The organism is Actinoalloteichus sp. GBA129-24, assembly GCF_001941645.1.
GTDB lineage: Bacteria > Actinomycetota > Actinomycetes > Mycobacteriales > Pseudonocardiaceae > Actinoalloteichus_A > Actinoalloteichus_A fjordicus.
On record NZ_CP016077.1, the window covers coordinates 2,742,679 to 2,765,427 of the forward strand.

Consider the following 22,749-nt stretch of genomic DNA (forward strand, 5'->3'; position numbering starts at 1 on the left):
TCACGGTGCTCTCACGGGGAGGTCAGCCCACGGTGCGTGGTTCACCGGTCGGTGGGCGGGCGGCGACGCGTTCGACAGCCGCGTTCCCGGTCGCACTGCGTGTCTCGGCGTTGCTGCTGGCGCTCGTCGTGATCGCAGGCTGCACCGGTGCGCAGGGTGCCGATCGGGACGGCGCGGTGGATCAGACGGACGGCTGGTTCACCGGAGACGGTGCGGACGATGCGGCAGGCGAGGCCGCCGAGCTTCCAGAACCGGCGCAGCTCGCCGTCGAGGGAGTCCGGGGGAACGCCACGCCGATCCTCGCGGGCGATCACCGTGCTCCCTACAACTACGGGCCGACCGTGCTGCTCGACGACGGTCGGTATCGCGCCTGGTGGTGCAGTCAGCTTCCCGGCGTCGGCCCGCCCGGTGACGACGTGCTGTACGCCGAGGCGACGGAACCAGGCGGACCGTACGCGGCCTCGACGGGCTCGCCCGCCGAGGCGGTCTTCACCGGCCTGCCCGGCGCCTTCGACGGCATGCACACCTGCGATCCCTCGGTGCTCAAGGTCGGGGACTCCTACTACCTCTACTACACCGGGGCGGCGGGCGATCACAACGACGGCAACGGCGTCGGCGTCGCGCACAGCTCCGACGGGATCACCTGGTCGAGACTGGGCGACGGCAAACCGGTGGTCAGCGCGTCCTACGACGTGACGAGGGAGAACACCTACGGCGCCGGTCAGCCCGCCGCGGTCTTCCTGGACGACTGGTTCTACCTGATGTTCACCGACACGACCGGCGCGGCGGCGGGGTGGAACGGTGCGGGACAGTTCGTGCTCAGAGCCAGGGATCCGTTGTTCACCGACGGACTGCAGATGCTCACGGAGGCGGGTTTCGTGCCCGCCACCTCGACCGAGGATCCCCGCGCCTTCTCGGTGGTCGACGCGTTCAGCGCCGACCTGATGTGGGTGGACGCGCTGCAGAGCTTCGTGATCGCGCACCAGACCGAGTCGGGGACCAGCCTGACCTTCTGGGATCGGGAGTTCCGGGGCAGTCCTTATGAGCGACTCGTGGTGGAGGGGCCCTGGCGGGAGGGTCCGGGCCTGGTGCGGGAAGGCGGCGGCCACGCCCCGGTGTCGAGGGACGACCCGTGTGGTCGAGTTCCCCTCGACGTGCTGCGGGCGACCACGGCGACCTCCGCACCGACCGACATCGCCCATTACGGCCTCGACGTCGTCGCCGCCGACGGCTGTCGAGACGCACGACGTGCGGCGAGCGTGCTGAACGGCTTCGCGGTTCCTGCGCCGGATCGGACGATGGATCTCGTGCTCGGTGGAGAGCGGGTGCGCATCGAACGCCGCTCGGTGGCCGAGAAGCTCGCCGTCGGCATCCTGGAAGAGCGGGTTCCCGCCGTGGAGGAGCTGCCGGTCGTCGCCGAGATCACCGCAGGACTGCCCGCCGTTCACGCGACCGACCAGCCCGTCGGGCTGGTGGCGGACGATCGGCTCTGGCTGGTGGGCGGTCAGGACGTCGCCGAGCTCAACGGATCGCGGATCACCGAGATCACACCGCAGGAGTGGGCCGCCCATGAGCACGTGCGCGACCTGCGGCGTGCTGCGACCCGACCGAGCGGACGACACGTCGGGACACGGGGGAGTCTGCCGCTTGCCGGCCCCCTGACGGGACCTCGGCGTGGCGACGTCCGCTCGGGCGCCGGTCCGTCGCCGAGCCGCGCGGCTCGGCGCCACGGCCGGATCGAACGCTGATCACTCGGCAGGCCGCCGCGTCACGGTCTGATCCGCGCCGCTCTACCCGGTGGGGGTCACGGGCGATCGCGGGGCCCTCGGGCCCCGGACCCCGCGATCGACGACGACGATCAAGGCTGCCTGCTGCCTGCTGCCTGCTGCCTGCTGCCTGCTGCCTGCTGCCTGCTGCCTGCTGCCTGCCGGTGGCGGCTGGTGCCGGGCGTCGACCGTCGCCGCCTGCGCGCCCACTGTGCCCGCTCAGGCCGGCCCTCGACCCGGTGCGCCGCTGCCCGCCGCATCCCAGCCGCCATGCCTCAGTAGAGCCTGCTCGAGCCGACCGTGCTCAACCGGACCGCCCCCGACCGGACTGTGCCCGACCCGGCCCGAGCTCGACCCAAGCGAGTGCCTCAGCCGACCGGCCCCGCCGCCACGGCGAGGTCATAGGCCAGCTGCGGGACGAACTGGCCGGCAGGCGCCGCGCAGCCGTCGGCCTCGCCGGGCAGCTTGACCCACAGGAAGGCGTCGATCGCCGCGTCCCCGGTGTCGGTGGTGCTGGGCGTCCCGATGGCCCGGCCTGCCGGGTCGCACCACTGCGAGCCGGCCGGACCGTTGCCGTTACGACTGGTGTCGATCACCGCGCCGAGACCGGACACACCCGTCGCGGCCAGCACGGCCTTGGCGTAGGCCGTCTCGTCGGCCGTCCAGCGGTAGTTGGAGACGTTCGTCGCGATGCCCGCCGCGCCGTCGGCGATCCCCGCCGCCGTCAGCCGCGAGGCCATCTCCCCGGGCGCGTGCCACGCCGAGTGTGAGGCGTCGAGGTAGACGTCGGCCTGGGCGGACCCCGAGGTGAGCGCCGCGACGGCGTAGGTGATCGACGCGGTGACCTCGGCCTGTTCCGACTCGTTCATGCAGGAGTCCATCAACGCCAGCACGTCCGGTTCGAGGATGATCGTGGCTGGCCGGTCGGCGAGTCCGTCGGCGACCCGGTCGACCCAGGTCCGATAGGAGGAGTGATCGGGAGCGCCGCCGCCGCTGTGGTTGCTGCAGTCCCGGTTGGGGATGTTGTAGACGACGAGGATCGGCGTCTGGCCTGCGGCCTGGGCCGCACCGACGAGCCCGTCGACCTGGGCGGTGACGGCGGCCGGATTGTGCTGGGTGAACCACTGCGCCTGCGGGACGGAGGCGATGCGCTCGCCGATCACCGAGGCGCGTCCGTCACCGGGATTCGCCGCCACCCACTGCGCGGCGTTGGTCGTCGGGTTGACGTAGAAGGTGTCGTCGGCCTGCTGCGGTGTCGCAGCAGCCTGCGGGGTCGCGATGCCGCCGATCGCCGCCGTCGCGGCCAGGACGGCGCTCAGCGTCGCGCCGATGATGGTCCTGCTGGTCATGCTCTCTCCTCGGGTCGGTGATGCGAGAGTCCGATCTCGGTGGTTGTGAGCGCTCCCAGACAGGACCAGATTACGATCAGATCTCGGCGGCGATGCGTCCGCTCAGCGGTCGTTCTGCTGCGCCGAACGGCGCAGTCACCCGGTCTCGAGGCTGCGGTGTCGGTCGTCGCCGCCGGGCGGGACGCCGTGTTCGGGCCTCGCTGACTCTTATGCTGCCTGCCATGCCAGAAACCCATTCCCGCCGCCGCGAGGCGCTGCGCACGCTGCTCCGCACCGCGAATCTGGACGCGCTGCTGGTGACCGACCTGCTCAACGTCCGTTATCTGACCGGATTCACCGGGTCCAACGCCGCACTGCTGGTGCATGCCGAGGACACCGCGCACGCCGAGACGCGCACCACGTTCTGCACCGACGGGCGCTACCTCACCCAGGCGGGCGAGCAGGTCCCGGACCTGGAGCGGGTGATCGAACGCGCCTCCGGAACGGCGTTGGCCGCTCGATCCGGCGCGGAGGCTGCGGCTCATCGCCGCACGGGTTTCGAGAGTCATAAGGTGACCGTCGACGCACTGGACGTCCTGGCGGGCGCCGCCGAGGGCGTCGATCTGGTGCGGAGCCCCGGCCTGGTGGAGGAGTTGCGGCTGGTCAAGGACGACGAGGAGGTCGAGGCGCTCCGGATGGCCTGTGCCGCCGCGGACCGGGCGCTCGCCGAGCTGCTCGCCGCCGACGGGCTGCGCGCGGGCCGTGCCGAGGTCGACGTGGCCCGTGATCTGGAGGCGCGGATGCGGGACAACGGTGCCGCCGGGCCGTCCTTCGAGACGATCGTCGCCTCCGGTGCGAACTCCGCAGTTCCGCATCACCGGCCGACCGAGAAGGCGCTCCGAACGGGCGACCTCATCAAGATCGACTTCGGCGCACTCGTCGACGGTTATCACTCGGACATGACCCGTACGATGGTGCTCGGGCAGCCCGCCGACTGGCAGCAGGAGCTGTATGAGCTGGTCAGGCTCTCGCAGGCGGCGGGAAGAGCCGCGTTGTCCGTCGGTGTCGAGGTGCGTGACGTCGATGCTGCCGCGCGCAAGGTCATCGAGGCCGCAGGCCGAGGCGAGGACTTCCTGCACGGTCTCGGCCACGGCGTCGGACTGGAGGTCCATGAGGCTCCGAGCCTGTCCAAGGCGGGTGACGGTAGACTGATCGCCGGTATGGCCGTCACCGTCGAGCCCGGCGTGTACCTGTCCGGGCGCGGCGGCGTCCGCATCGAGGACACCCTCGTCGTTCGTGACGGCGAGCCGGAACTCCTCACCCTGACTACGAAGGAACTCGTGGTCGTCTGACGTAGTTCGCGTCGCATCGCCGCGGTCGTCGCAGAGCGGCCGCGGCCCGTCCCTGCACCGGCCCGTCTTCTCGGGCCCACTCGACACAGGAGAGACCACCACAGTGGCGACCACCAACGACCTCAAGAACGGACTGGTTCTCAACCTCGACGGCCAGCTCTGGACCGTCGTGTCGTTCCAGCACGTCAAGCCAGGCAAGGGCGGCGCCTTCGTGCGCACCACACTGAAGAACGTGCTCTCCGGCAAGGTCGTGGACAAGACCTTCAACGCGGGCGTGAAGGTCGAGACGGCCAACGTCGACAAGCGCGAGATGACCTATCTCTACGCCGACGGCAGCGATTACGTGTTCATGGACAGCGAGACCTTCGAGCAGCTTCCGGTGCCGGACGCCACCGTCGGGGACGCGGCCAAGTTCATGCTCGAGAATCAGACCGCCGTCGTGGCGGTGCACGAGGGCATCGCGCTCTACGTCGAACTGCCCGCCTCGGTGGAGCTCGTCGTGAAGCACACCGATCCCGGCCTGCAGGGTGACCGCTCCACCGGCGGCACCAAGCCCGCCGAGCTGGAGACCGGCGCCGAGATCAGCGTTCCCCTGTTCCTCAACAGCGGCGACAAGGTCAAGGTCGACACCCGCGACGGGCGCTACCTGGGCCGCGTGAACTCGTAATGGGCTCGCGCAGCAAAGCCCGCAAACGCGCCGTCGACCTGCTCTATGAGGCCGACGTCCGTTCTGTGGACCCGATCACCCTGCTCGCGGATCGCGTGGGCGTGCCGGACCTGGCTCCGGTCAACGACTACACGGTGACCCTCGTCGAGGGCGTCACCGAGCACCGACGGCGGATCGACGAGTTGATCTCGGAGTACGCCGAGGGCTGGACCCTGGCCAGGATGCCCCCGGTGGACCGGGCCGTCCTGCGGCTGGGCCTCTTCGAGCTGCTGTGGTCGGACGAGGTGGACGACAAGGTCGCCATCGACGAGGCCGTGGAACTGGCGAAGACGTTGTCCACGGACAACTCGCCGAGATTCGTCAACGGCATCCTCGACCGGCTGGCCAAGATCGCCGACCGGCTGCGCGCGGCGAGCTGACGCCTCGGGGGCGCCGTCATGTCGCACATGACGGCGCCCCGAGACGCTTTCAGCAGACGCGCAGCTCACTCCTCCTTGGCGGGTCGCGCCTCAGGAGGAAGGACCCCCCAGTCGATGAGCTGCTCGGTGAGTTCCCCCGGCGACATGTCATAGATGATCGCCAGCGACCGAAGGTCTTCGGTCCTGATCGAGAGCACCTTGCCGTTGTAGTCGCCCCGTTGGCTCTGGATGGTGGCCGCATAGCGAGCCAGCGGACCGACCTTCTCCGCAGGCAGCTGTTGCAGACGTTCCAGATTTATCACGATCTTCGTGGCGGGCTCCGCCCCGGACGGCACCCTGCCCTCCGGAAGCAGTTCCGCCACGGGCACGCCGTAGAAGTCGGCCAGTTCAGCGAGCTTCTGGACGGTGACCGCCCGGTCGCCGCGTTCGTACGAACCGACGACGACGGCCTTCCACCGGCCGCCTGACTTCTGCTCGACCCCATGCAGCGACAGCCCTTGTTGCTGGCGGATCGCGCGGAGCTTGGCGCCCAGCGCCTTGGCGTAGTCGCCCATGTGGCGGTTCTCCGTTTCGTTCGCCCCGTCAGCCTCTAGACAGGTCTGCGGGAATGCCCAGATCAATACGCAGAGTAATGTTCGCTTGCCGTCGTCACCAGGTCAAGCCGGTGAGACTGCTACAGCCGGGCGAGTTTCTGACACCACCCGGAAGATTGACAATCGCACACTGCTACCGTCCGAGCCGTCCGAGACCCTCGGACCCCGACGTCCTTTAACGACCCGTCCAGCGAGGCGGGGAAGGAGGTCCAGACCGTGGCGCCACGCTCAGCACGAGCGGGTGCGGCGGGCTCCGGCGAGCGTGAGCTGCTCGTCGAGGCCGACGTCGCACGGACCATTGCCCGGATGGCCCATCAGATCATCGAGAAGACCGCGCTGGACTCGCCCGACGCGCCGCACGTCGTCCTGCTGGGCATCCCGACCAGAGGCGCCCCGCTGGCCAGGCGGCTCTCCGCCAAGATCGCCGAATTCACCGGTGTGACGATTCCCACGGGAACGCTGGACGTCACGCTCTATCGCGACGACCTGCGCCGCCGACCGGCCCGCCCGCTGGAGCCGACGAGCCTGCCCGACGGCGGTCTCGACGACGCGCTGGTGGTGCTCGTCGACGACGTCCTGTTCTCCGGGCGGACCGTGCGAGCCGCGCTCGACGCCCTCCGCGACCACGGCAGGCCCGCCGCCGTCCAGCTCGCCGTTCTCATCGACCGAGGCCACCGCGAGCTGCCGATCCGCGCCGACTACGTGGGCAAGAACGTGCCGACCGCCCGTCGCGAGGAGGTCTGGGTCCGGTTGACCGAACTCGACGGCGCGGACGCGGTGCTGCTGCGCCGCTCTGAGCCCGATGCCGCAGGCGCCGTCCCCTCGGCGGACTCGCCTGGTGACGAGCCTGCCGGAGACGCTCGATGAGGCATCTGCTGTCCATCGCCGACCTCGACGCGCAGGCGGCGAGCACCCTGCTCGACACCGCGGACCGGCTGGAGCAGACGCTGCTCGGTCGGCAGGTACGCAAACTGCCGACCCTGCGGGGTCGGACCGTCGTCACGGTGTTCTACGAGAACTCCACTCGCACGCGGGTCTCCTTCGAGATCGCGGGAAAGTGGATGAGCGCCGATGTGATCAATGTCTCCATCGGTGGTTCCTCGGTGGGCAAGGGCGAGTCGCTGCGCGACACCGCGCTCACCCTGGCCGCGGCGGGCGCGGACTGCGTGGTCGTCCGACACCCCGCCTCCGGTGCGGCCCACCGGCTGGCCCAGTGGCTGGCGCACACCGGGGTGGCGGTGGTCAACGCGGGCGACGGCACCCACGAGCACCCCACCCAGGCCCTGCTGGACGCGCAGACCCTGCGGCAGCGACTCGGCGACATCGCCGGGCGACGGATCGCGGTGGTGGGCGACGTCCTGCACAGCCGCGTCGCACGGTCGAACGTGCTGCTCCTCACTCTGCTGGGCGCCCAGGTCGTCCTCGTCGCCCCGCCGACCCTGCTGCCGAGCGGTGTCGGCTCGTGGCCGGTGGAGGTGAGTCACGACCTCGACGCCGTGCTCGGCGGCGTCGACGCGGTGATGATGCTGCGGGTGCAGGCCGAGCGGATGCACGGCGGCTTCTTCCCCTCCGCCCGTGAGTACGCCGTGGACTACGGCTTGAACCGGCGACGCCTCGACCTGCTCCCGGAACACGCGCCCGTGCTGCATCCGGGGCCGATGCTGCGTGGCATGGAGATCAGCTCCGCCGTCGCGGACTCCGGACGTGCCCTGGTCACCGAGCAGGTGCGCAACGGGGTTCACCTGCGGATGGCCGTGCTCTATCACCTGCTGGCCGGAGAGGAGGTCGAGTGATGACCTCGACCGAGATCGACTCGTCGCCCGTGCTGCTCCGAGGCGTGCGGCCCTACGGTGAGGGCGAGCCCGTCGACCTGCTCGTGGCGGACGGTCGAATCGTTGCGATCGACGCGGCAGGCTCCGTCGACGCGGGTCAGGCCGAGGTGGTGGACGCGGCAGGTCTCGTCGCGCTGCCCGGCTTCGTCGACCTGCACACCCACCTGCGAGAGCCGGGACGCGAGGACGCGGAGACCATCGACACCGGGTCGGCCTCCGCCACACTCGGCGGCTACACCGCCGTGTTCGCCATGGCCAACACCGATCCGGTGGCCGACAACGCGGTGCTCGTCGAGCACGTCTGGCGGCGCGGTCGCGAGGTCGGCCTCGTCGACGTGCACCCGGTCGGCGCCGTCACGGTGGGGCTGGGGGGCGAGCGGCTCGCCGAACTGGGCGGCATGGCCCGCTCGGCCGCGCAGGTCCGGATGTTCTCGGACGACGGAGTGTGCGTCGCCGATCCGCTGCTGATGCGCAGGGCGCTGGAGTACTCCTCCGTGCTGGGCGCGACGATCGCCCAGCACGCCGAGGAGCCCAGGCTGACCGTCGGCGCCCAGGCACACGAGGGCGAGCGGGCGGCACTGCTGGGGCTGGCGGGCTGGCCTGCGGCGGCGGAGGAGTCGATCGTGGCCCGCGACTGCCTGCTGGCCCATCGCACCGGGGGCAGGCTGCACGTCTGTCACGTCTCCACGGCAGGCACCGTCGAGGTGCTGCGCTGGGCGGCCGGACCGTTGGCGGCGCTGCCCACCCTCGCCGCTGGCGGGCGGCCAGGTCGAGTGTCCGCCGAGGTGACCCCGCATCACCTGCTGCTCACCGACGAACGGCTCGCCACCTACGATCCGGTGAACAAGGTCAACCCGCCACTGCGCACCGAGGCCGACACGCTCGCACTGCGCGCCGCGCTCGCCGAGGGCGTCATCGACTGTGTCGCCACAGACCACGCCCCGCACGCCCCGCAGGACAAGGACTGCGAGTGGTCTGCAGCCCGACCGGGCATGCTGGGTCTGGAGACCGCGCTGTCCGTCGTGGTCGAGACCATGGTGACCACCGGACTGCTGGACTGGCGCGGCGTCGCCAGGGTGATGAGCGAGCGCCCGGCCGAGCTGGTCGGCCTCGCGGACCAGGGCAGGCCGATCGCCGTCGGCGAGCCTGCCTCACTGGTCCTGATCGACCCGACTGCGCACTGGACGGTGCGAGGCTCGGAGTCGGCCAGTCTGGCCGACAACACCCCCTTCGAGGGGATGCGACTGCCCGCTCGGGTGGTGGCGACGATGTTGCGCGGGCGTTTCACCGCGCGAGACGGGAAGGTGCTCCGGTGGATCGACTCCTGCTGACGCTGGCCTTTGCGGCGTTCTTCGCACTGTGCGCATACGGGATGTGGCGTGGCTGGCACCGTCGGGCCGCAGACCAGGCGGGCGTGCTGCCTCCGCTGCCGGAGCCTGCGGCGGCGCTGCTCGACTCGCCCGATGTCCTTCCTGCGCTCACGGGTGTCTACATCGGCACCACCTCGGCGGAGAACTGGCAGGCACGGGTCCTCGCGGGTGACTTCGGTCACCGCTCGGCGGGCGCGCTGCGGCTCATCGACGATGGCGTGCTGATCGAGCGGGACGGCGCCGGCACGCTGTGGCTGCCCGCGCACGCCCTGCGCGACGCCAGGATCGACAGCAAGTCCGCGGGCAAGGTCGTTCCCGGCGGCGGTCTGCTGGTCCTGACCTGGCAGCACGGCGACTTCGATCTGGACACCGCGTTCCGCGCGGACGACAAGAGCGACTACGAACGATGGGTCGACCGCCTGCGCGAGAAGGCGGCACCCGAAGCGAGTGCGGAGCCGGCCGGCGAGCCGGGGGCCGATGGCGCGTCGGGCACCGACGACGCCTCGGACCCCGACGGGTCGGCACCGCAGGCCCCGGACATGAAGGAGGCGGGCAGGTGAGCGGACGGTCCCCGGCCAGGCTGGTGTTGGAGGACGGGCGCGTCTTCGTCGGCAGCGCCTACGGCGGCCGGGGCGAGAGCCTGGGCGAGGTGGTCTTCTCGACGGGGATGACCGGCTATCAGGAGACGCTCACCGATCCCTCGTACCACCGGCAGATCGTGGTGCAGACCGCGCCGCAGATCGGCAACACCGGCTGGAACGACGAGGACGACGAGTCCGCGCGGATCTGGGTCGCGGGCTACGTCGTGCGTGACCCGAGCCGGACTCCGTCCAACTGGCGATCTCGCCGGACGCTGGCGGCGGAGCTGGAGGCACAGGGGATCGTCGGGATCGCCGACGTCGACACCCGCACTCTCACCCGGCACATCCGGGAGCGCGGTGCCATGCGGGCAGGCGTGTTCTCCGGTGCGGCGCTGGCTCCCGACGAGGAGCTGTTGGCCAGGGTCCGCTCGGCGCCGTCGATGACGGGTGCCGATCTGGCGGGCGACGTCAGCACCGCCCAGCCGTACGTGGTGCCCGCGGTGGGGGAACGACGGTTCACCGTGGCCGCCCTCGACCTGGGCATCAAGTCCAACACCCCCAGGATGCTGGCCCGGCTCGGCGTCGAGGTCCACGTCCTGCCGGTGAACTCCTCGTTCGAGGACGTCCTCGCGGTCCAGCCCGACGGGATGTTCCTCTCCAACGGGCCGGGCGACCCGGCCACCGCGGATCACCCCGTGGCGCTGACCAGGGCGGCGTTGGAGCGCGAGCTGCCCCTGTTCGGCATCTGTTTCGGCAACCAGATTCTCGGCCGAGCGCTGGGACTGGGGACCTACAAGCTCCCGTACGGGCATCGGGGCATCAACATCCCGGTCGTCGACGTCGCCACCGGTCGGGTGGCCATCACCTCGCAGAACCACGGCTTCGCGGTCGCGGGGGAACCCGGCGGCAGGTTCGACACCGATTTCGGCGCGGCACTGGTGAGTCACCACTGCCCCAACGACGGGTCGGTGGAGGGCCTCCGCTGTGTGGACGCCCCCGCCTTCAGCGTGCAGTTCCACCCCGAGGCCGCAGCGGGCCCGCACGACGCCGCAGGCCTGTTCGACGACTTCGTCGACCTGATGTCCACCCGCTCCACACTCGTGTCGAGACGATGACCGTCGGCACCCGGCCGCCGTCCCGCACTCGGGACGTGCCGGGGCCTTCCTCTCCGCGTCGCGGAGTCTCCCGGCGCAGCAGGCGTCGACGCCCTCTGCGCCGTCCGGGTGCCGAGGATGCGGTCGTGACGTCGATCGCCCCGCTGTTTCGGTGCGGGGCGACCTCTCGAAGATCGCCCGAGTCGTCCGCGCGGCGGTGGGCGCCGCGCGGACCGTCGGCGCGCACAGTGTCCAAGAGCGTTCCAAGTCTTTCGCGACGGGTTCCGTCGCCTGGTGAGTGAGGGAATTCATGCCGAAACGGACTGACATCAAGCATGTGATGGTGATCGGTTCTGGGCCGATCGTCATCGGTCAGGCCTGTGAGTTCGACTATTCCGGTACTCAGGCGTGTCGGGTGCTGCGGGAGGAGGGCCTGCGGGTCAGCCTGGTGAACTCGAATCCGGCGACGATCATGACTGATCCGGAGTTCGCGGATGCGACGTATATCGAGCCGATCACGCCGGAGTTCGTGGAGAAGGTGATCGCTGCGGAGCGGCCGGATGCGATCCTGGCCACGCTGGGCGGGCAGACCGCGTTGAACACCGCCGTCGCGCTGCACGAACGCGGGGTGCTGGAGCGATACGGCGTCGAGCTGATCGGGGCCGACATCGACGCGATCCAGCGTGGTGAGGACCGCCAGCTCTTCAAGGACATCGTGCGCTCGGTGGGCGGCGAGGTGCCCGGCAGCAGGGTGTGCCGGTCGATGGAGGAGGTCCGCGAGGCGGTCGGCGAACTGGGCCTGCCGGTGGTGATCCGGCCCAGCTTCACCATGGGCGGCCTCGGTTCCGGCATGGCCCACACCGCCGACGAACTCGAACGGCTCGCCTCCACCGGCCTCGCCGAGAGCCCGGTCACCGAGGTGCTGATCGAGGAGAGCGTGCTCGGCTGGAAGGAGTACGAGCTGGAGCTGATGCGCGATCACCGCGACAACGTGGTGGTCGTGTGCTCCATCGAGAACATCGACCCGATGGGCGTGCACACCGGCGACTCGGTGACCGTCGCGCCCGCGATGACCCTGACGGACCGGGAGTACCAGGATCTGCGTGACCTGGGCATTGCGGTGCTGCGCGCCGTCGGCGTGGAGACCGGCGGCTGCAACATCCAGTTCGCCGTGAACCCGCGCACCGGCAGGCTCGTCGTCATCGAGATGAACCCGAGGGTCTCGCGGTCCTCCGCGCTGGCGTCGAAGGCGACCGGCTTCCCCATCGCCAAGATCGCCGCCAAGCTCGCCGTCGGATACACCCTGGATGAGATCCGCAACGACATCACCGGCGAGACGCCCGCCAGCTTCGAGCCGACCCTGGACTACGTCGTGGTGAAGGTGCCGCGCTTCGCCTTCGAGAAGTTCCCCGGCGCCGATCCCACGCTCACCACGACGATGAAGAGCGTCGGCGAGGGCATGTCGATGGGCCGCAGCTTCCCCGAGGCCCTCGGCAAGGCGTTGCGCTCCATGGAGACGAAGTCGCTGAGCTTCTGGACCCGGCCCGACGCGGCGGAGGCCACCCTGGAGTCGACGCTCGCCGACCTGCGCGTCCCGCATGACGGCGGTCTGTACACGGTCGAGCGTGCGCTGCGGCTGGGCGCGACGGTCGAGCAGGTGCACGAGGCGTCGGGCGTAGACCCGTGGTTCATCGACCAGATCCTGTCGCTGGTGGAGCTGCGACAGGAGGTGCTCGACGCCCCGGTTCTCGACGAGGGCCTGCTGCGCACCGCGAAGCGGTCCGGATTCTCCGATCGTCAGCTCGCCGCGCTGCGCCCCGAGCTGGCGGGGGAGGACGGCGTCCGAGCACTGCGCCACCGCCTCGGCGTCCGGCCGGTCTACAAGACCGTCGACACCTGTGCCGCCGAGTTCGCCGCGAGCACCCCGTATCACTACTCGGCCTACGAGGTCGACACCGCCGCCGAGTCCGAGGTCACCGAGCAGCGCGACCGGCCCAAGGTCATCATCCTGGGCTCCGGGCCGAACCGGATCGGGCAGGGGATCGAGTTCGACTACTCGTGCGTGCACGCGGCGATGGCGCTCCGCGAGGCGGGTATGGAGACCGTGATGGTCAACTGCAACCCGGAGACGGTCTCCACCGACTACGACACCTCCGACCGGCTCTACTTCGAGCCGCTCACCTTCGAGGACGTCCTCGAGGTGGTGCACGCGGAGCAGGCCTCCGGCACCGTCGTGGGCGTCGTGGTCCAACTCGGCGGTCAGACGCCGCTAGGGCTGGCGCGCAGACTGGCCGAGGCGGGCGTGCCGGTGGTCGGCACCGCCCCGGAGGCCATCGACCTCGCCGAGGACCGGGGCGCCTTCGGTGAGCTGCTGGATGCGGCAGGCCTGCCCGCCCCGCGTTACGGCACCGCCACCTCCTTCGAGGCGGCCCGGCGCGTGGCCGACGAGATCGGCTACCCGGTCCTGGTCCGGCCGTCCTTCGTGCTGGGCGGTCGCGGCATGGAGATCGTGTACGACGAGGCCACCCTGGCCGACTACATCGCCAGGGCCACCGAGGTGACCCCGGAGCACCCGGTGCTGGTCGACCGTTTCCTGGACGACGCGATCGAGATCGACGTCGACGCCCTGTGCGACGGGCAGGAGGTCTACCTCGGCGGTGTCATGGAGCACATCGAGGAGGCGGGCATCCATTCGGGCGACTCCTCCTGCACGCTGCCGCCGATCACCCTGGGCCGCACCGACCTGGAACAGGTCCGCAGGCACACCGAGGCCATCGCCAAGGGCATCGGGGTACGTGGGCTGCTCAACGTGCAGTACGCGCTCAAGGACGACGTGCTCTACGTGCTGGAGGCCAATCCGAGGGCCTCGCGGACGGTGCCCTTCGTGTCCAAGGCGACCGGTGTCCCGCTGGCCAAGGCCGCCGCCAGGATCATGCTCGGCGCCACCGTCGCGGAGCTGCGTGCGGAGGGAATGCTGCCGCGCGAGGGCGATGGCGGCGAGCTGCCCGCCGACGCGCCGGTCGCGGTGAAGGAGGCCGTGCTGCCCTTCCACCGCTTCCGCACGCCCGAGGGGCAGGGCGTCGACTCGCTGCTCGGCCCGGAGATGAAGTCCACGGGCGAGGTGATGGGCATCGACGTGGCCTTCGGCCCGGCGTTCGCCAAGTCCCAGGCGGCGTCCTACGGTTCGCTGCCGACCTCGGGTCGGGTCTTCGTCTCGGTCGCCAATCGGGACAAGCGTTCGATGGTGTTCCCGGTGAAACGACTCGCGGACCTCGGCTTCGAGGTGCTGGCGACGGCGGGGACGGCGGAGATGCTGCGCCGTAACGGCATCCGCTGCACGGTGGCCCGCAAGCACTTCGAGGGGCCGGGCAACATCGTCGACGAGATCAGGGCGGGCACCGTCCATCTGGTGATCAACACTCCCTACGGCAATCCCGGTCCCCGGGTCGACGGCTACGAGATCCGGACGGCCGCCGTCGCCAGGGACATCCCGTGTGTGACCACCGTGCAGGGCGCGGCGGCGGCCGTGCAGGGCATCGAGGCCTCGATCCGTGACGACATCGGCGTGCGCAGCCTCCAGGACCTCCAGGCGGCGCTGCGGAAGGGACGCGAATGATCACCACCTTCGGCGCCAGACTGAGCGCCGCCGTGGCGGCCAGGGGCCCGCTCTGTGTGGGCGTCGACCCGCACCCGGCGCTGCTCCACGCCTGGGGCCTGTCCGACGACCTGGCAGGCCTGCGGAGCTTCGCCGCGACCTGCGTGACGGCCCTGGCCGGGGAGGTCGCACTGCTCAAGCCGCAGTCGGCCCTCTTCGAGGCGCACGGCTCCGGCGGCGTGGCCGTCCTGGAACAGCTGATCGCCGATGCGCGGGCCGCGGGCGCGCTGGTGCTGGTCGACGCTAAGCGCGGCGACATCGGCTCGACGATGACGGCCTACGCCAAGGCCTATCTGACCGAGGGCTCGCCGTTGGCAGGCGACGCGGTCACGCTGTCGCCCTATCTCGGCTTCGGCTCGCTGGAGCCCGCGCTGGAGGTGGCGCGCGACTCCGGACGGGGAGTGTTCGTGCTCGCCAGGACCTCCAACCCCGAGGGCGCGTCGGTGCAGGACGCCGTCGTCTCCGACGAGAAGGGGACGCGGAGTGTCGCGCAACGCGTGGTCGACGCCGCGGCCCAGCTCAACGTGGGCGCCCCCCGACTGGGTGACGTGGGTCTGGTGGTCGGCGGCAATCTGCCGAGCCTGCAGCTCGATCTGAGCGGCCTCAACGGGCCGATCCTGGCTCCCGGGTTCGGGGCGCAGGGCGGCACCGTGGCCGATCTGCGTCGACTGTTCGGCCCCGCCCTGCCCGACGTGCTGCCGACCAGCTCTCGAGACGTCCTGCGCCACGGGCCGGACGTGGCGGCGCTGCGGGACGCCGTTCGCGGACTGCACGCCGGGCTGGCGCACTCGGGCAGCTGACCGGCCGGAACCGGCAGCCCGGCTCGGGAGCGACGACGCCAGGACGCGGGGTCACCAGCGGCGTCCGAGGTCGACGGCAGCCGGACTCCTCGACGGGGCGGCAGGCGGCGACCAACGGCTCTCGGCGGCTGCCGGGCGTCGAACTCCGCACCGCGGTCTGCGGCCACCGAGGATCACCCGGCGTCCCGTCGGCGGCCCCGCGAACGCCGATCGGCGGTGCGGGCCCGTCCGCCGGGGCCACGTCGAGGAGCGACCGCAGGCTCCGTCGGGCCCGACCTCCCGTGGCGGACGCCTCGTCGCCCGAGACCGATGCGCGGGTCGCCTCCGGTCACCGGAGGCGACCGGGAGCAGACGCGGACGCGGCGTCTGCGACGGGTGCCCTACGGCGCTGCCACCGGAGGCGAATCGGGCCGTCGATCGCTGCCCCGCACCGCCCTCGGCCGGTGCTCGGGAACGTTCCCGCCCCGGTCGCCTCTGGGCCTGCGGGTGCCGGAACGGGTGCCGGACCGACACGTCGGAGTCGGTCGACCCGCCCGACTTCTCGGGCGATCTCGGTCTCCTTTTCCGGTGGCGGGACGGCCCGTGCGGACCGGTTCGCGAAAGGAGGGAGACGGCCGCGCCTCGGCCCGGTCGACCAGCCGTCTCGTCGTGCGCCGAGCCTGTCGGAGCGCGGTCGACCCGACGCGGACGGGACGTCGCGACATCCCGCCTGCATCGAGCTGGCCAGCGACTTCGGTGCTCTCGGTAAGTCCATCATGATCATCTTAACGCGCGATCGGGTTCCGTCGATCGAGAGTGCTCCCGGCTTGATCGGCACCCTGGGTAATGAGCGCTCTACGCATGGCGGTAGCTTGTGCGCCCGCGCCACCGAAGGCGAACGCCCAGGTGAGAATCGCCTGGGTAGGCCGGACCCGTGTTGTGCCGCGTCAGACGCGGTCGGTACGGTCGCGGCACCGATCCAGAGGAACCCACACCACGGAGGAGATCGTGGCCCTTCCCCAGCTGACCGAGGAGCAGCGGGCCGCAGCATTGGAGAAAGCGGCTGCTGCCCGCCGCGCCAGGGCGGAATTGAAAGAGCGCCTGAAGCGCGGTGGCACCACTTTGAAGCAGGTGCTCACCGACGCGGAAGCCGACGAGGTCCTGGGCAAGATGAAGGTGTCCGCACTGCTGGAAGCGCTTCCGGGAGTCGGCAAAGTCCGGGCCCAGCAGATCATGGAACGCTTGGAAATCGCGTCCAGTCGTCGTCTGCGTGGATTGGGTGATCGGCAGCGCAAGGCGCTGCTCGCCGAATTCAGCAGCGAGTGAGTGATCCATCAAGGAGGGGCCGGCTGGTTGTACTGGCCGGCCCCTCCGGTGTCGGCAAGAGCAGTGTGGTGGCCCGGCTGCGGGAGCTCATTCCCGATCTGTGGTTCAGCGTCTCGATGACCACGAGGTCGCCTCGCCCCGGCGAGGTGGACGGCCGGGACTACCATTTCGTCGCCGCGGAGCGGTTCGATCAGGCGATCGCCGACGGCGACCTGCTCGAGTGGGCCGACATCCACGGCGGCACGCATCGATCCGGCACCCCACGCAAGCCCGTGGAGGAACGGCTGGCGCTCGGACGCCCTGCTCTGGTCGAGCTCGACCTTCAGGGCGCCAGGAACCTTCGGGAAGCGCTTCCCGAAGCTCTCACCGTCTTCATCGCCCCGCCGAGCTGGGACGCGCTGGTGTCTCGACTCGTCGGACGCGGCACCGAGCCCGACGACGTCGTGCGGCGGAGACTGGAGACCGCGCGACGCGAACTCGCCGCTCAAGGCGAGTTCGACGTGGTCGTGGTGAACGAGGACGTCGACCATGCCGCAGAACAGTTGCTAACCTTGTTGACCGGGCCCGATCCGCGCGCAGAGCCGCGGAATGGCGTCACGAGTCCGTCAAGCAGATCCCAGGAGTCAGCCACGTGATCACCCCCGCCGAACTGGGCGCGCTGGGCGCGCCGCCGAGCACCGCCCTGGAGGGCATCACCAACCCTCCCATCGACGATCTGCTCGAGCAGGTCAGCTCCAAGTACGCGCTGGTGGTCTTCGCGGCGAAGCGTGCTCGGCAGATCAACGACTACTACGCCCAGCTCGGCGAGGGCCTGCTGGAGTACGTCGGCCCCCTGGTCGAGCCGGGCCCCAGGGAGAAGCCGCTGTCGATCGCGCTTCGCGAGATCCACGCAGGGGTGCTTGAGCACACCGAGGGCGAGTGACCACACCGGAGACTCGGCAGGCTCCGCAGGCGGCGGAGTCCCGCTCGCCCGAGGTCGTGCTCGGGGTGGGCGGGGGCATCGCCGCCTACAAGGCGTGCGAGGTGCTGCGGCGTCTCACCGAGTCCGGCCATCGGGTTCGGGTGGTGCCGACGGCATCGGCACTGCGTTTCGTCGGAGCCGCGACCTTCGAGGCGCTCTCCGGCCGACCGGTGCACACCGACGTCTTCACCGACGTCCCCGAGGTCCCGCACGTCCGGCTGGGCCAGACCGCCGACCTGGTCGTGGTGGCGCCCGCCACGGCCGACCTGATCGCCAAGGCGGCCAACGGCCTGGCCGACGATCTGCTGACCAACACGTTGCTCACCGCGAGATGTCCCGTCCTGCTGGTGCCCGCGATGCACACCGAGATGTGGGAGCACCCCGCCACTCGGGCGAACGTCGCGACGCTTCGTTCGAGGGGCGTGGTGGTCGCGGAGCCCGCCAGCGGCAGGCTGACCGGTGCGGACACCGGTCGAGGCAGGCTGCCGGACCCGGCCGAGATCGTCGAGCTGGCTCGGCTGCTGCTGGCCAGGCGTGATGCGCTCCCGCGTGATCTCGACGGTCGTCGGGTGCTCATCTCGGCGGGCGGTACCCGCGAGCCGTTGGATCCCGTGCGCTTCCTCGGCAATCGGTCTTCTGGCAGACAGGGATACGCCCTGGCCAGGGTCGCCGCCCAACGCGGGGCAGAGGTCACCCTGGTTGCCGCGAACAGCGAGCTGCCTGCCCCGGCAGGCGTTCACGTCGTTCGGGTGGGCAGTGCGGCCGAGCTGCGCGAGGAGATGCTGCGGCTCGCCGCAGAGTCGGACGTGGTCGTCATGTCCGCCGCGGTCGCCGACTTTCGTCCGGTGAGCCGTGCTGAGCACAAGATGAAGAAGGGTGCCGCCGACCCCGAGGCACTCGAACTGACCCGCAACCCCGACATCCTCGTCGAGCTGGTCGCAGGCCGACGCCCCGGTGTCGTCGTCGTCGGCTTCGCCGCGGAGACGGGCGACGTGAGTGGTGACGTCCTGCATCACGGCAGGGAGAAGCTGCGCCGCAAGGGTTGCGACCTGCTCGTCCTCAACGAGGTCGGTGAAGGCCGGGCCTTCGAGACCGAGGACAACGAGGGCTGGCTCCTCTATGCGGACGGCCGTGAGCAGACGTTGCACCGGGCCGCGAAGTCGGAACTCGCGTCCATGGTGTGGGATGCGGTCTTGCGCCTGCTTCACGCTTGAGAATCCCTTCGACGCCGATGGATACGCTGGGCACAACTTGAAGCGCCCGGTGAAGTGGCGAACCGGGGCCGGAAGCGGATGGAGATTCACGTGAGTCAGCACGCCCGCAGGTTGTTCACCTCCGAATCCGTCACGGAGGGACACCCCGACAAGATCTGCGACGCGATCAGCGATTCCATCCTCGACGCGTTGCTGAGCAAGGACCCGCGTTCGCGAGTGGCCGTCGAGACGATGGTCACCACCGGGCAGGTGCACGTGGCCGGTGAGGTGACCACCGACGCCTACGCCGACATCCCGACCATCGTCCGCGAGGTCATCCTCGGCATCGGATACGACTCCTCGGCGAAGGGCTTCGACGGCCACTCGTGCGGGGTCAACGTCGCCATCGGTGCTCAGTCGCCCGACATCGCCCAGGGCGTCGACACGGCACACGAACGCCGCGTCGAGGGCCTGGAGGACGAGATCGCCCAGCAGGGCGCGGGCGACCAGGGCCTGATGTTCGGCTATGCCTGCTCAGACACCCCCGAGCTGATGCCGCTGCCCATCGCGTTGGCCCATCGGCTGTCCCGGCGTCTGACGGCCGTGCGCAAGAACGGCGAGCTGCCCTACCTTCGCCCGGACGGCAAGACTCAGGTGACCATCGAGTACGCGGGCGACCAGCCGGTTCGCCTTGACACGGTGGTGGTCTCCACGCAGCACGCGGCCGACATCGACCTGGACCGCATGCTCGGCGTCGACGTCCGGTCCAAGGTCGTCGACCCGGAGATCGCCGATCTCGGTATCGACGTCTCCGACGTCCGGCTTCTGGTCAACCCGACCGGACGGTTCGTCATCGGGGGCCCGATGGGCGATGCGGGGCTGACCGGGCGCAAGATCATCGTTGACACCTACGGCGGGATGTCCCGGCACGGCGGTGGCGCGTTCTCTGGCAAGGACCCGTCCAAGGTCGACCGCTCGGCCGCGTACGCGATGCGGTGGGTCGCCAAGAACGTGGTGGCGGCGGGCCTGGCGACCAGGGTGGAGGTCCAGGTGGCCTACGCCATCGGCAAGGCGGCGCCGGTCGGCCTGTTCGTCGAGACCTTCGGCACCGAGACGGTCGATCCGCTGAAGATCCAGGCGGCGATCGCCGAGGTGTTCGACCTGCGGCCTGGCGCGATCATCCGCGATCTCGACCTGCTGCGCCCGATCTACGCGCAGACCTCGGCCTACGGCCACTTCGGCCGGACGGACTGCGATCTGCCTTGGGAGCGCACGGATCGGGCCGATGCGCTGCGGTCCATCGCGGGGTCCTGACGGTTCGCCAGGACCGACCATCCGGTCGGGCCCGACGCCGTTCACGTCGGAGGAACGGGCCGAAGGTTGATCCGCCTGGTGCGATGGCGAGCATCTGACACGGTGCCCACCTCGATCTGATTCGAGGTGGGCGCCGTTCGTCATGCGGGGGAGGACCGATTCGTGTCTCGCGGGCGCGCCTCATCCGCACCACGACGTGATCGACGTCGTCGGTCTCGACTGCTCGTGGTCGAGATGTCTTCCGGCCTGCCCTGCGCGGGCTTCGGCCGGGTTTCGGTGTCGGCGAAGTCCGATTCCGACCGGCTCGGTTCTGACCGGGCTCGGTTCCGACCGAGTCCGGCCTCGACGGGGTGCCGGCCTCGGCGGAGCCGCGGTCGGGTTCGCGTGGCTCAGGTGGCCTGGCGGGGCGCGGTGTCGGGGCGCGACAGGAGGCCGGCAGGGTCTCCGTCAGGAAGCGGTGGCAGGCAGATCATCGAGCATGGCGGGGTGTCCTGAGACGCACCGGCTGGTCGGCGGCGGCGGTTGCGGCGAGCTGCTGCGCATCCCGCGTCGGGCCGATGCCCGCGCCATCCGCAGATCCAAGTCAGAGCCGGTCTAGAGGACCCGCGCGAAGCGGTCGTCCTGCCCGCCAGGAGAAGGACCAAGGATGGTGCGGGCTCGGCGATCAGCCCGCTTCGGCCTTGCGCAGAGCGGCCAGATGCTCCGACCACCGTCGCATCAGCTTCGGCAGCTCGGCGCGGATGAACGTGAGGAACTGCTCCGTCTCGGCGAGGCGTCGTCCGGCCGGGGTGGCGGGGCCCATGATCTTCTTGCCGTCGCGTGCACCCTCCTGCCAGGACAGCAGCCATTCGCTTCGTCGCGTGAGCAGCTCGCCCCACATGTCGTCGTCGATGCGGTAGTGGTCCCGACGCCTGCCCGGCTCACGCTCGCGAATGACCATCCGAATCTCGGTGAGGTGCTTGACCGCACCGGAGATTGCCGGCGCCCCCGCGTTCAGCAGCTCGGCCAGTTCCGCAGCGGTGCGCCGACCGTCGTCGGCGATCAGGATCGCCGCGAACGCCCTTGCCGCCATCCGGGGGATGCCGCTCGACGAGAAACCGATGGCGAGACGCTCCAAGAGGCGGGCGACCTCGGCGGGGTCACGTTCCTCCGGTGTCTGGGGTGGACCGGTGTTGTGCAGGGTGTCCTGATTCATCCGCTGATGTTATCTAATTCGAACACTTCACGAAATTCATGAACTTCGGGTAGCGTGATCTTCGGGCGACGCGATGAGGGCGATCCCGCTCTCCGTCGTCTCGGAGATGGAGTTCTCGATGACTGAGGCTGTCGACCGACCCGCCACGCTGACCCTGCCGACCACGCGAGACCACCCCTTCGATCCGCCCGCCGAGCTGTTACGGCTGCGGGCGGAGCGGCCGATGCACCCGTTGGCCTTCCCGGACGGCCATCAGGGCTGGCTGGTCACCGACTACACGCTGATCCGCGCGATCATGGCTGACCCGAGATTCAGCTCCAGGCAAGAACTGCGACACGTCCCCTTCGATCATCCGTTGGGCAAGACCCTGCCGCCGCCTGCGGAACCGGGAACATTCATCCGGATGGACGCGCCGGAGCACACCCGGTACCGCAGTGAGCTGACGGCGCAGTTCACCGTGCGGCGGATGCGTGCCCTGGAGCCGCGGATCACCGAGATCGTCGAGTCACACGCCCAGGCGATGCGCGAGCAGGGCCGGCCTGCGGATCTGGTGTCGTCCTTCGCGCTGCCGATCCCCTCCCGGGTGATCTGCGAACTACTCGGGGTCTCCTACGACCAGCGTGAGGTGTTCCAGGAGGCGACGCGTGACCTCCTGCAACTGCAGGGAACGCCGGAGAAGTTCGCTGCCGCGTTCACGAGCATCGAGGAATTCTTGACAGAATTGATCCTTGTCAAGCGCGCCGCTCCGACCGACGACATCCTCGGCGGGCTGATCACCGACACCGAACTCACCGACCTGGAACTGCGGAACATCGCCGTCGTGCTCTTGATCGCCGGGCACGAGACCACTGCGAACATGCTCGGTCTCGGCGCCTTGGCGCTGCTGCGCAATCCCGATCAACTGGCACTCCTGCGCGCCGATCCGACGTTGATCGACGGTGCGGTCGAGGAACTGCTCCGATACTTGTCGATCATCCAGTTCGGTGCGATTCGCGCCGCGTTGGAGGATGTCGAACTCGGCGGGGAGACCATCACGGCAGGGCAGACGCTCGTCCTCTCGCTCCCAGCGGCGAACCGCGACCCCGAGAGGTTCGCCGACCCGGACCGACTCGACGTGACCAGGGACTCGGTTCGCCACCTGTCCTTCGGCCATGGCATCCACCAGTGCCTCGGGCAGCAGCTCGCCCGCGTGGAGATGCGGGTTGGTTTCAGTACGCTGCTGCGCGAGTTCCCCGACTTGCGGCTGGCTGTGGAGCCCCACGAGGTGCCGCTGCGTACCGACATGGCCATCTACGGCGTGCACAGCCTGCCGGTGACCTGGTAG

The 22,749-nt window shown here is 70.1% G+C and carries 20 protein-coding genes; 17 read left to right on the top strand and 3 right to left on the bottom strand.

Annotated elements, in window-relative coordinates; translation table 11 throughout:
- Positions 1 to 32 precede the first annotated feature (32 nt).
- Positions 33 to 1,748, top strand: a complete 1,716-nt coding sequence (locus UA75_RS12285) for a beta-xylosidase (RefSeq protein WP_198044252.1) — start codon at positions 33 to 35, stop codon at positions 1,746 to 1,748.
- 386 nt (positions 1,749 to 2,134) lie between these two features.
- Here UA75_RS12285 and UA75_RS12295 read toward each other — a convergent pair whose 3' ends face one another.
- Entirely contained in the window at positions 2,135 to 3,115 is a 981-nt protein-coding gene (locus tag UA75_RS12295) for a glycoside hydrolase family 6 protein (RefSeq protein WP_075740361.1), read from the bottom strand.
- Positions 3,116 to 3,336: 221 nt separating this feature from the next.
- On the opposite strand from UA75_RS12295, the gene UA75_RS12300 reads away from it, so the two are divergent.
- From UA75_RS12300 to nusB, 3 genes are all read left to right on the top strand, one after another.
- Positions 3,337 to 4,446 (top strand): M24 family metallopeptidase, encoded by a 1,110-nt coding sequence (locus UA75_RS12300; RefSeq protein WP_075743720.1) that lies wholly within the window; start codon positions 3,337 to 3,339, stop codon positions 4,444 to 4,446.
- Between the two features lie 103 nt (positions 4,447 to 4,549).
- Positions 4,550 to 5,113 carry an elongation factor P gene (efp, locus tag UA75_RS12305; RefSeq protein WP_075740362.1) on the top strand — a complete coding sequence of 188 codons (564 nt, stop codon included), beginning with the start codon at positions 4,550 to 4,552 and terminating at the stop codon, positions 5,111 to 5,113.
- Positions 5,113 to 5,532, top strand: coding sequence for a transcription antitermination factor NusB (gene nusB, locus UA75_RS12310; protein ID WP_075740363.1), 420 nt, complete (start codon positions 5,113 to 5,115; stop codon positions 5,530 to 5,532). Before efp ends, nusB begins: the two co-directional genes overlap by 1 nt.
- A gap of 65 nt (positions 5,533 to 5,597) precedes the next feature.
- On the opposite strand, the gene UA75_RS12315 is transcribed toward nusB, so the two are convergent.
- Positions 5,598 to 6,086, bottom strand: a complete 489-nt coding sequence (locus tag UA75_RS12315) for a transcriptional regulator (RefSeq protein ID WP_069848742.1) — start codon at positions 6,084 to 6,086, stop codon at positions 5,598 to 5,600.
- A 255-nt stretch (positions 6,087 to 6,341) separates the two neighbouring features.
- Between UA75_RS12315 and pyrR the strand changes: the two genes are divergently transcribed.
- The 12 genes from pyrR to metK all read left to right on the top strand — a co-directional run bounded on the left by pyrR (position 6,342) and on the right by metK (position 20,230).
- On the top strand, positions 6,342 to 6,992 hold the full coding sequence (gene pyrR, locus UA75_RS12320) for a bifunctional pyr operon transcriptional regulator/uracil phosphoribosyltransferase PyrR (RefSeq protein WP_075740364.1): 651 nt from the start codon (positions 6,342 to 6,344) through the stop codon (positions 6,990 to 6,992).
- The gene (locus tag UA75_RS12325) at positions 6,989 to 7,918 is read left to right on the top strand and encodes an aspartate carbamoyltransferase catalytic subunit (protein ID WP_075740365.1); all 930 of its coding nucleotides are present in this window, start codon (positions 6,989 to 6,991) and stop codon (positions 7,916 to 7,918) included. The genes pyrR and UA75_RS12325 overlap by 4 nt, the downstream gene beginning before the upstream one ends.
- Positions 7,918 to 9,288 carry a dihydroorotase gene (locus tag UA75_RS12330; RefSeq protein WP_075740366.1) on the top strand — a complete coding sequence of 457 codons (1,371 nt, stop codon included), beginning with the start codon at positions 7,918 to 7,920 and terminating at the stop codon, positions 9,286 to 9,288. The genes UA75_RS12325 and UA75_RS12330 overlap by 1 nt, the downstream gene beginning before the upstream one ends.
- The gene (locus tag UA75_RS34475) at positions 9,270 to 9,887 is read left to right on the top strand and encodes a hypothetical protein (RefSeq protein WP_075740367.1); all 618 of its coding nucleotides are present in this window, start codon (positions 9,270 to 9,272) and stop codon (positions 9,885 to 9,887) included. The genes UA75_RS12330 and UA75_RS34475 overlap by 19 nt, the downstream gene beginning before the upstream one ends.
- The gene (gene carA, locus UA75_RS12340) at positions 9,884 to 11,023 is read left to right on the top strand and encodes a glutamine-hydrolyzing carbamoyl-phosphate synthase small subunit (protein WP_075740368.1); all 1,140 of its coding nucleotides are present in this window, start codon (positions 9,884 to 9,886) and stop codon (positions 11,021 to 11,023) included. Before UA75_RS34475 ends, carA begins: the two co-directional genes overlap by 4 nt.
- A 289-nt stretch (positions 11,024 to 11,312) precedes the next feature.
- Positions 11,313 to 14,618 carry a carbamoyl-phosphate synthase large subunit gene (gene carB / locus UA75_RS12345; protein WP_075743721.1) on the top strand — a complete coding sequence of 1,102 codons (3,306 nt, stop codon included), beginning with the start codon at positions 11,313 to 11,315 and terminating at the stop codon, positions 14,616 to 14,618.
- Entirely contained in the window at positions 14,615 to 15,457 is an 843-nt protein-coding gene (gene pyrF, locus UA75_RS12350; RefSeq protein ID WP_075740369.1) for an orotidine-5'-phosphate decarboxylase, read from the top strand. Before carB ends, pyrF begins: the two co-directional genes overlap by 4 nt.
- Positions 15,458 to 16,444: 987 nt before the next feature.
- Positions 16,445 to 16,762, top strand: a complete 318-nt coding sequence (mihF, locus tag UA75_RS12355) for an integration host factor, actinobacterial type (RefSeq protein ID WP_069848754.1) — start codon at positions 16,445 to 16,447, stop codon at positions 16,760 to 16,762.
- A complete protein-coding gene (gene gmk / locus UA75_RS12360; protein ID WP_083683151.1) occupies positions 16,759 to 17,397 on the top strand; it encodes a guanylate kinase in 639 nt (212 codons plus the stop codon). The genes mihF and gmk overlap by 4 nt, the downstream gene beginning before the upstream one ends.
- On the top strand, positions 17,394 to 17,684 hold the full coding sequence (gene rpoZ, locus UA75_RS12365) for a DNA-directed RNA polymerase subunit omega (protein ID WP_075740370.1): 291 nt from the start codon (positions 17,394 to 17,396) through the stop codon (positions 17,682 to 17,684). The genes gmk and rpoZ overlap by 4 nt, the downstream gene beginning before the upstream one ends.
- Entirely contained in the window at positions 17,681 to 18,937 is a 1,257-nt protein-coding gene (gene coaBC / locus UA75_RS12370) for a bifunctional phosphopantothenoylcysteine decarboxylase/phosphopantothenate--cysteine ligase CoaBC (RefSeq protein ID WP_075740371.1), read from the top strand. The genes rpoZ and coaBC overlap by 4 nt, the downstream gene beginning before the upstream one ends.
- A gap of 78 nt (positions 18,938 to 19,015) precedes the next feature.
- Positions 19,016 to 20,230, top strand: a complete 1,215-nt coding sequence (gene metK, locus UA75_RS12375; protein WP_198042999.1) for a methionine adenosyltransferase — start codon at positions 19,016 to 19,018, stop codon at positions 20,228 to 20,230.
- 664 nt (positions 20,231 to 20,894) lie between these two features.
- On the opposite strand, the gene UA75_RS12380 is transcribed toward metK, so the two are convergent.
- On the bottom strand, positions 20,895 to 21,425 hold the full coding sequence (locus tag UA75_RS12380; RefSeq protein WP_075740372.1) for a GbsR/MarR family transcriptional regulator: 531 nt from the start codon (positions 21,423 to 21,425) through the stop codon (positions 20,895 to 20,897).
- 118 nt (positions 21,426 to 21,543) lie between these two features.
- On the opposite strand from UA75_RS12380, the gene UA75_RS12385 reads away from it, so the two are divergent.
- Positions 21,544 to 22,749, top strand: a complete 1,206-nt coding sequence (locus tag UA75_RS12385) for a cytochrome P450 (RefSeq protein ID WP_075743724.1) — start codon at positions 21,544 to 21,546, stop codon at positions 22,747 to 22,749.

What these genes read in the sequence shown, in the direction of transcription:
- UA75_RS12295 (WP_075740361.1), bottom strand. Translation starts at nt 3,115, where the DNA reads ATGACCAGCAGGACCATCATCGGCGCGACGCTGAGCGCCGTCCTGGCC.
- UA75_RS12300 (WP_075743720.1), top strand. Translation starts at nt 3,337, where the DNA reads ATGCCAGAAACCCATTCCCGCCGCCGCGAGGCGCTGCGCACGCTGCTC.
- nusB (WP_075740363.1), top strand. Translation starts at nt 5,113, where the DNA reads ATGGGCTCGCGCAGCAAAGCCCGCAAACGCGCCGTCGACCTGCTCTAT.
- UA75_RS12315 (WP_069848742.1), bottom strand. Translation starts at nt 6,086, where the DNA reads ATGGGCGACTACGCCAAGGCGCTGGGCGCCAAGCTCCGCGCGATCCGC.
- UA75_RS12325 (WP_075740365.1), top strand. Translation starts at nt 6,989, where the DNA reads ATGAGGCATCTGCTGTCCATCGCCGACCTCGACGCGCAGGCGGCGAGC.
- UA75_RS12330 (WP_075740366.1), top strand. Translation starts at nt 7,918, where the DNA reads ATGACCTCGACCGAGATCGACTCGTCGCCCGTGCTGCTCCGAGGCGTG.
- carB (WP_075743721.1), top strand. Translation starts at nt 11,313, where the DNA reads ATGCCGAAACGGACTGACATCAAGCATGTGATGGTGATCGGTTCTGGG.
- pyrF (WP_075740369.1), top strand. Translation starts at nt 14,615, where the DNA reads ATGATCACCACCTTCGGCGCCAGACTGAGCGCCGCCGTGGCGGCCAGG.
- metK (WP_198042999.1), top strand. Translation starts at nt 19,016, where the DNA reads ATGGAGATTCACGTGAGTCAGCACGCCCGCAGGTTGTTCACCTCCGAA.
- UA75_RS12380 (WP_075740372.1), bottom strand. Translation starts at nt 21,425, where the DNA reads ATGAATCAGGACACCCTGCACAACACCGGTCCACCCCAGACACCGGAG.
- UA75_RS12385 (WP_075743724.1), top strand. Translation starts at nt 21,544, where the DNA reads ATGACTGAGGCTGTCGACCGACCCGCCACGCTGACCCTGCCGACCACG.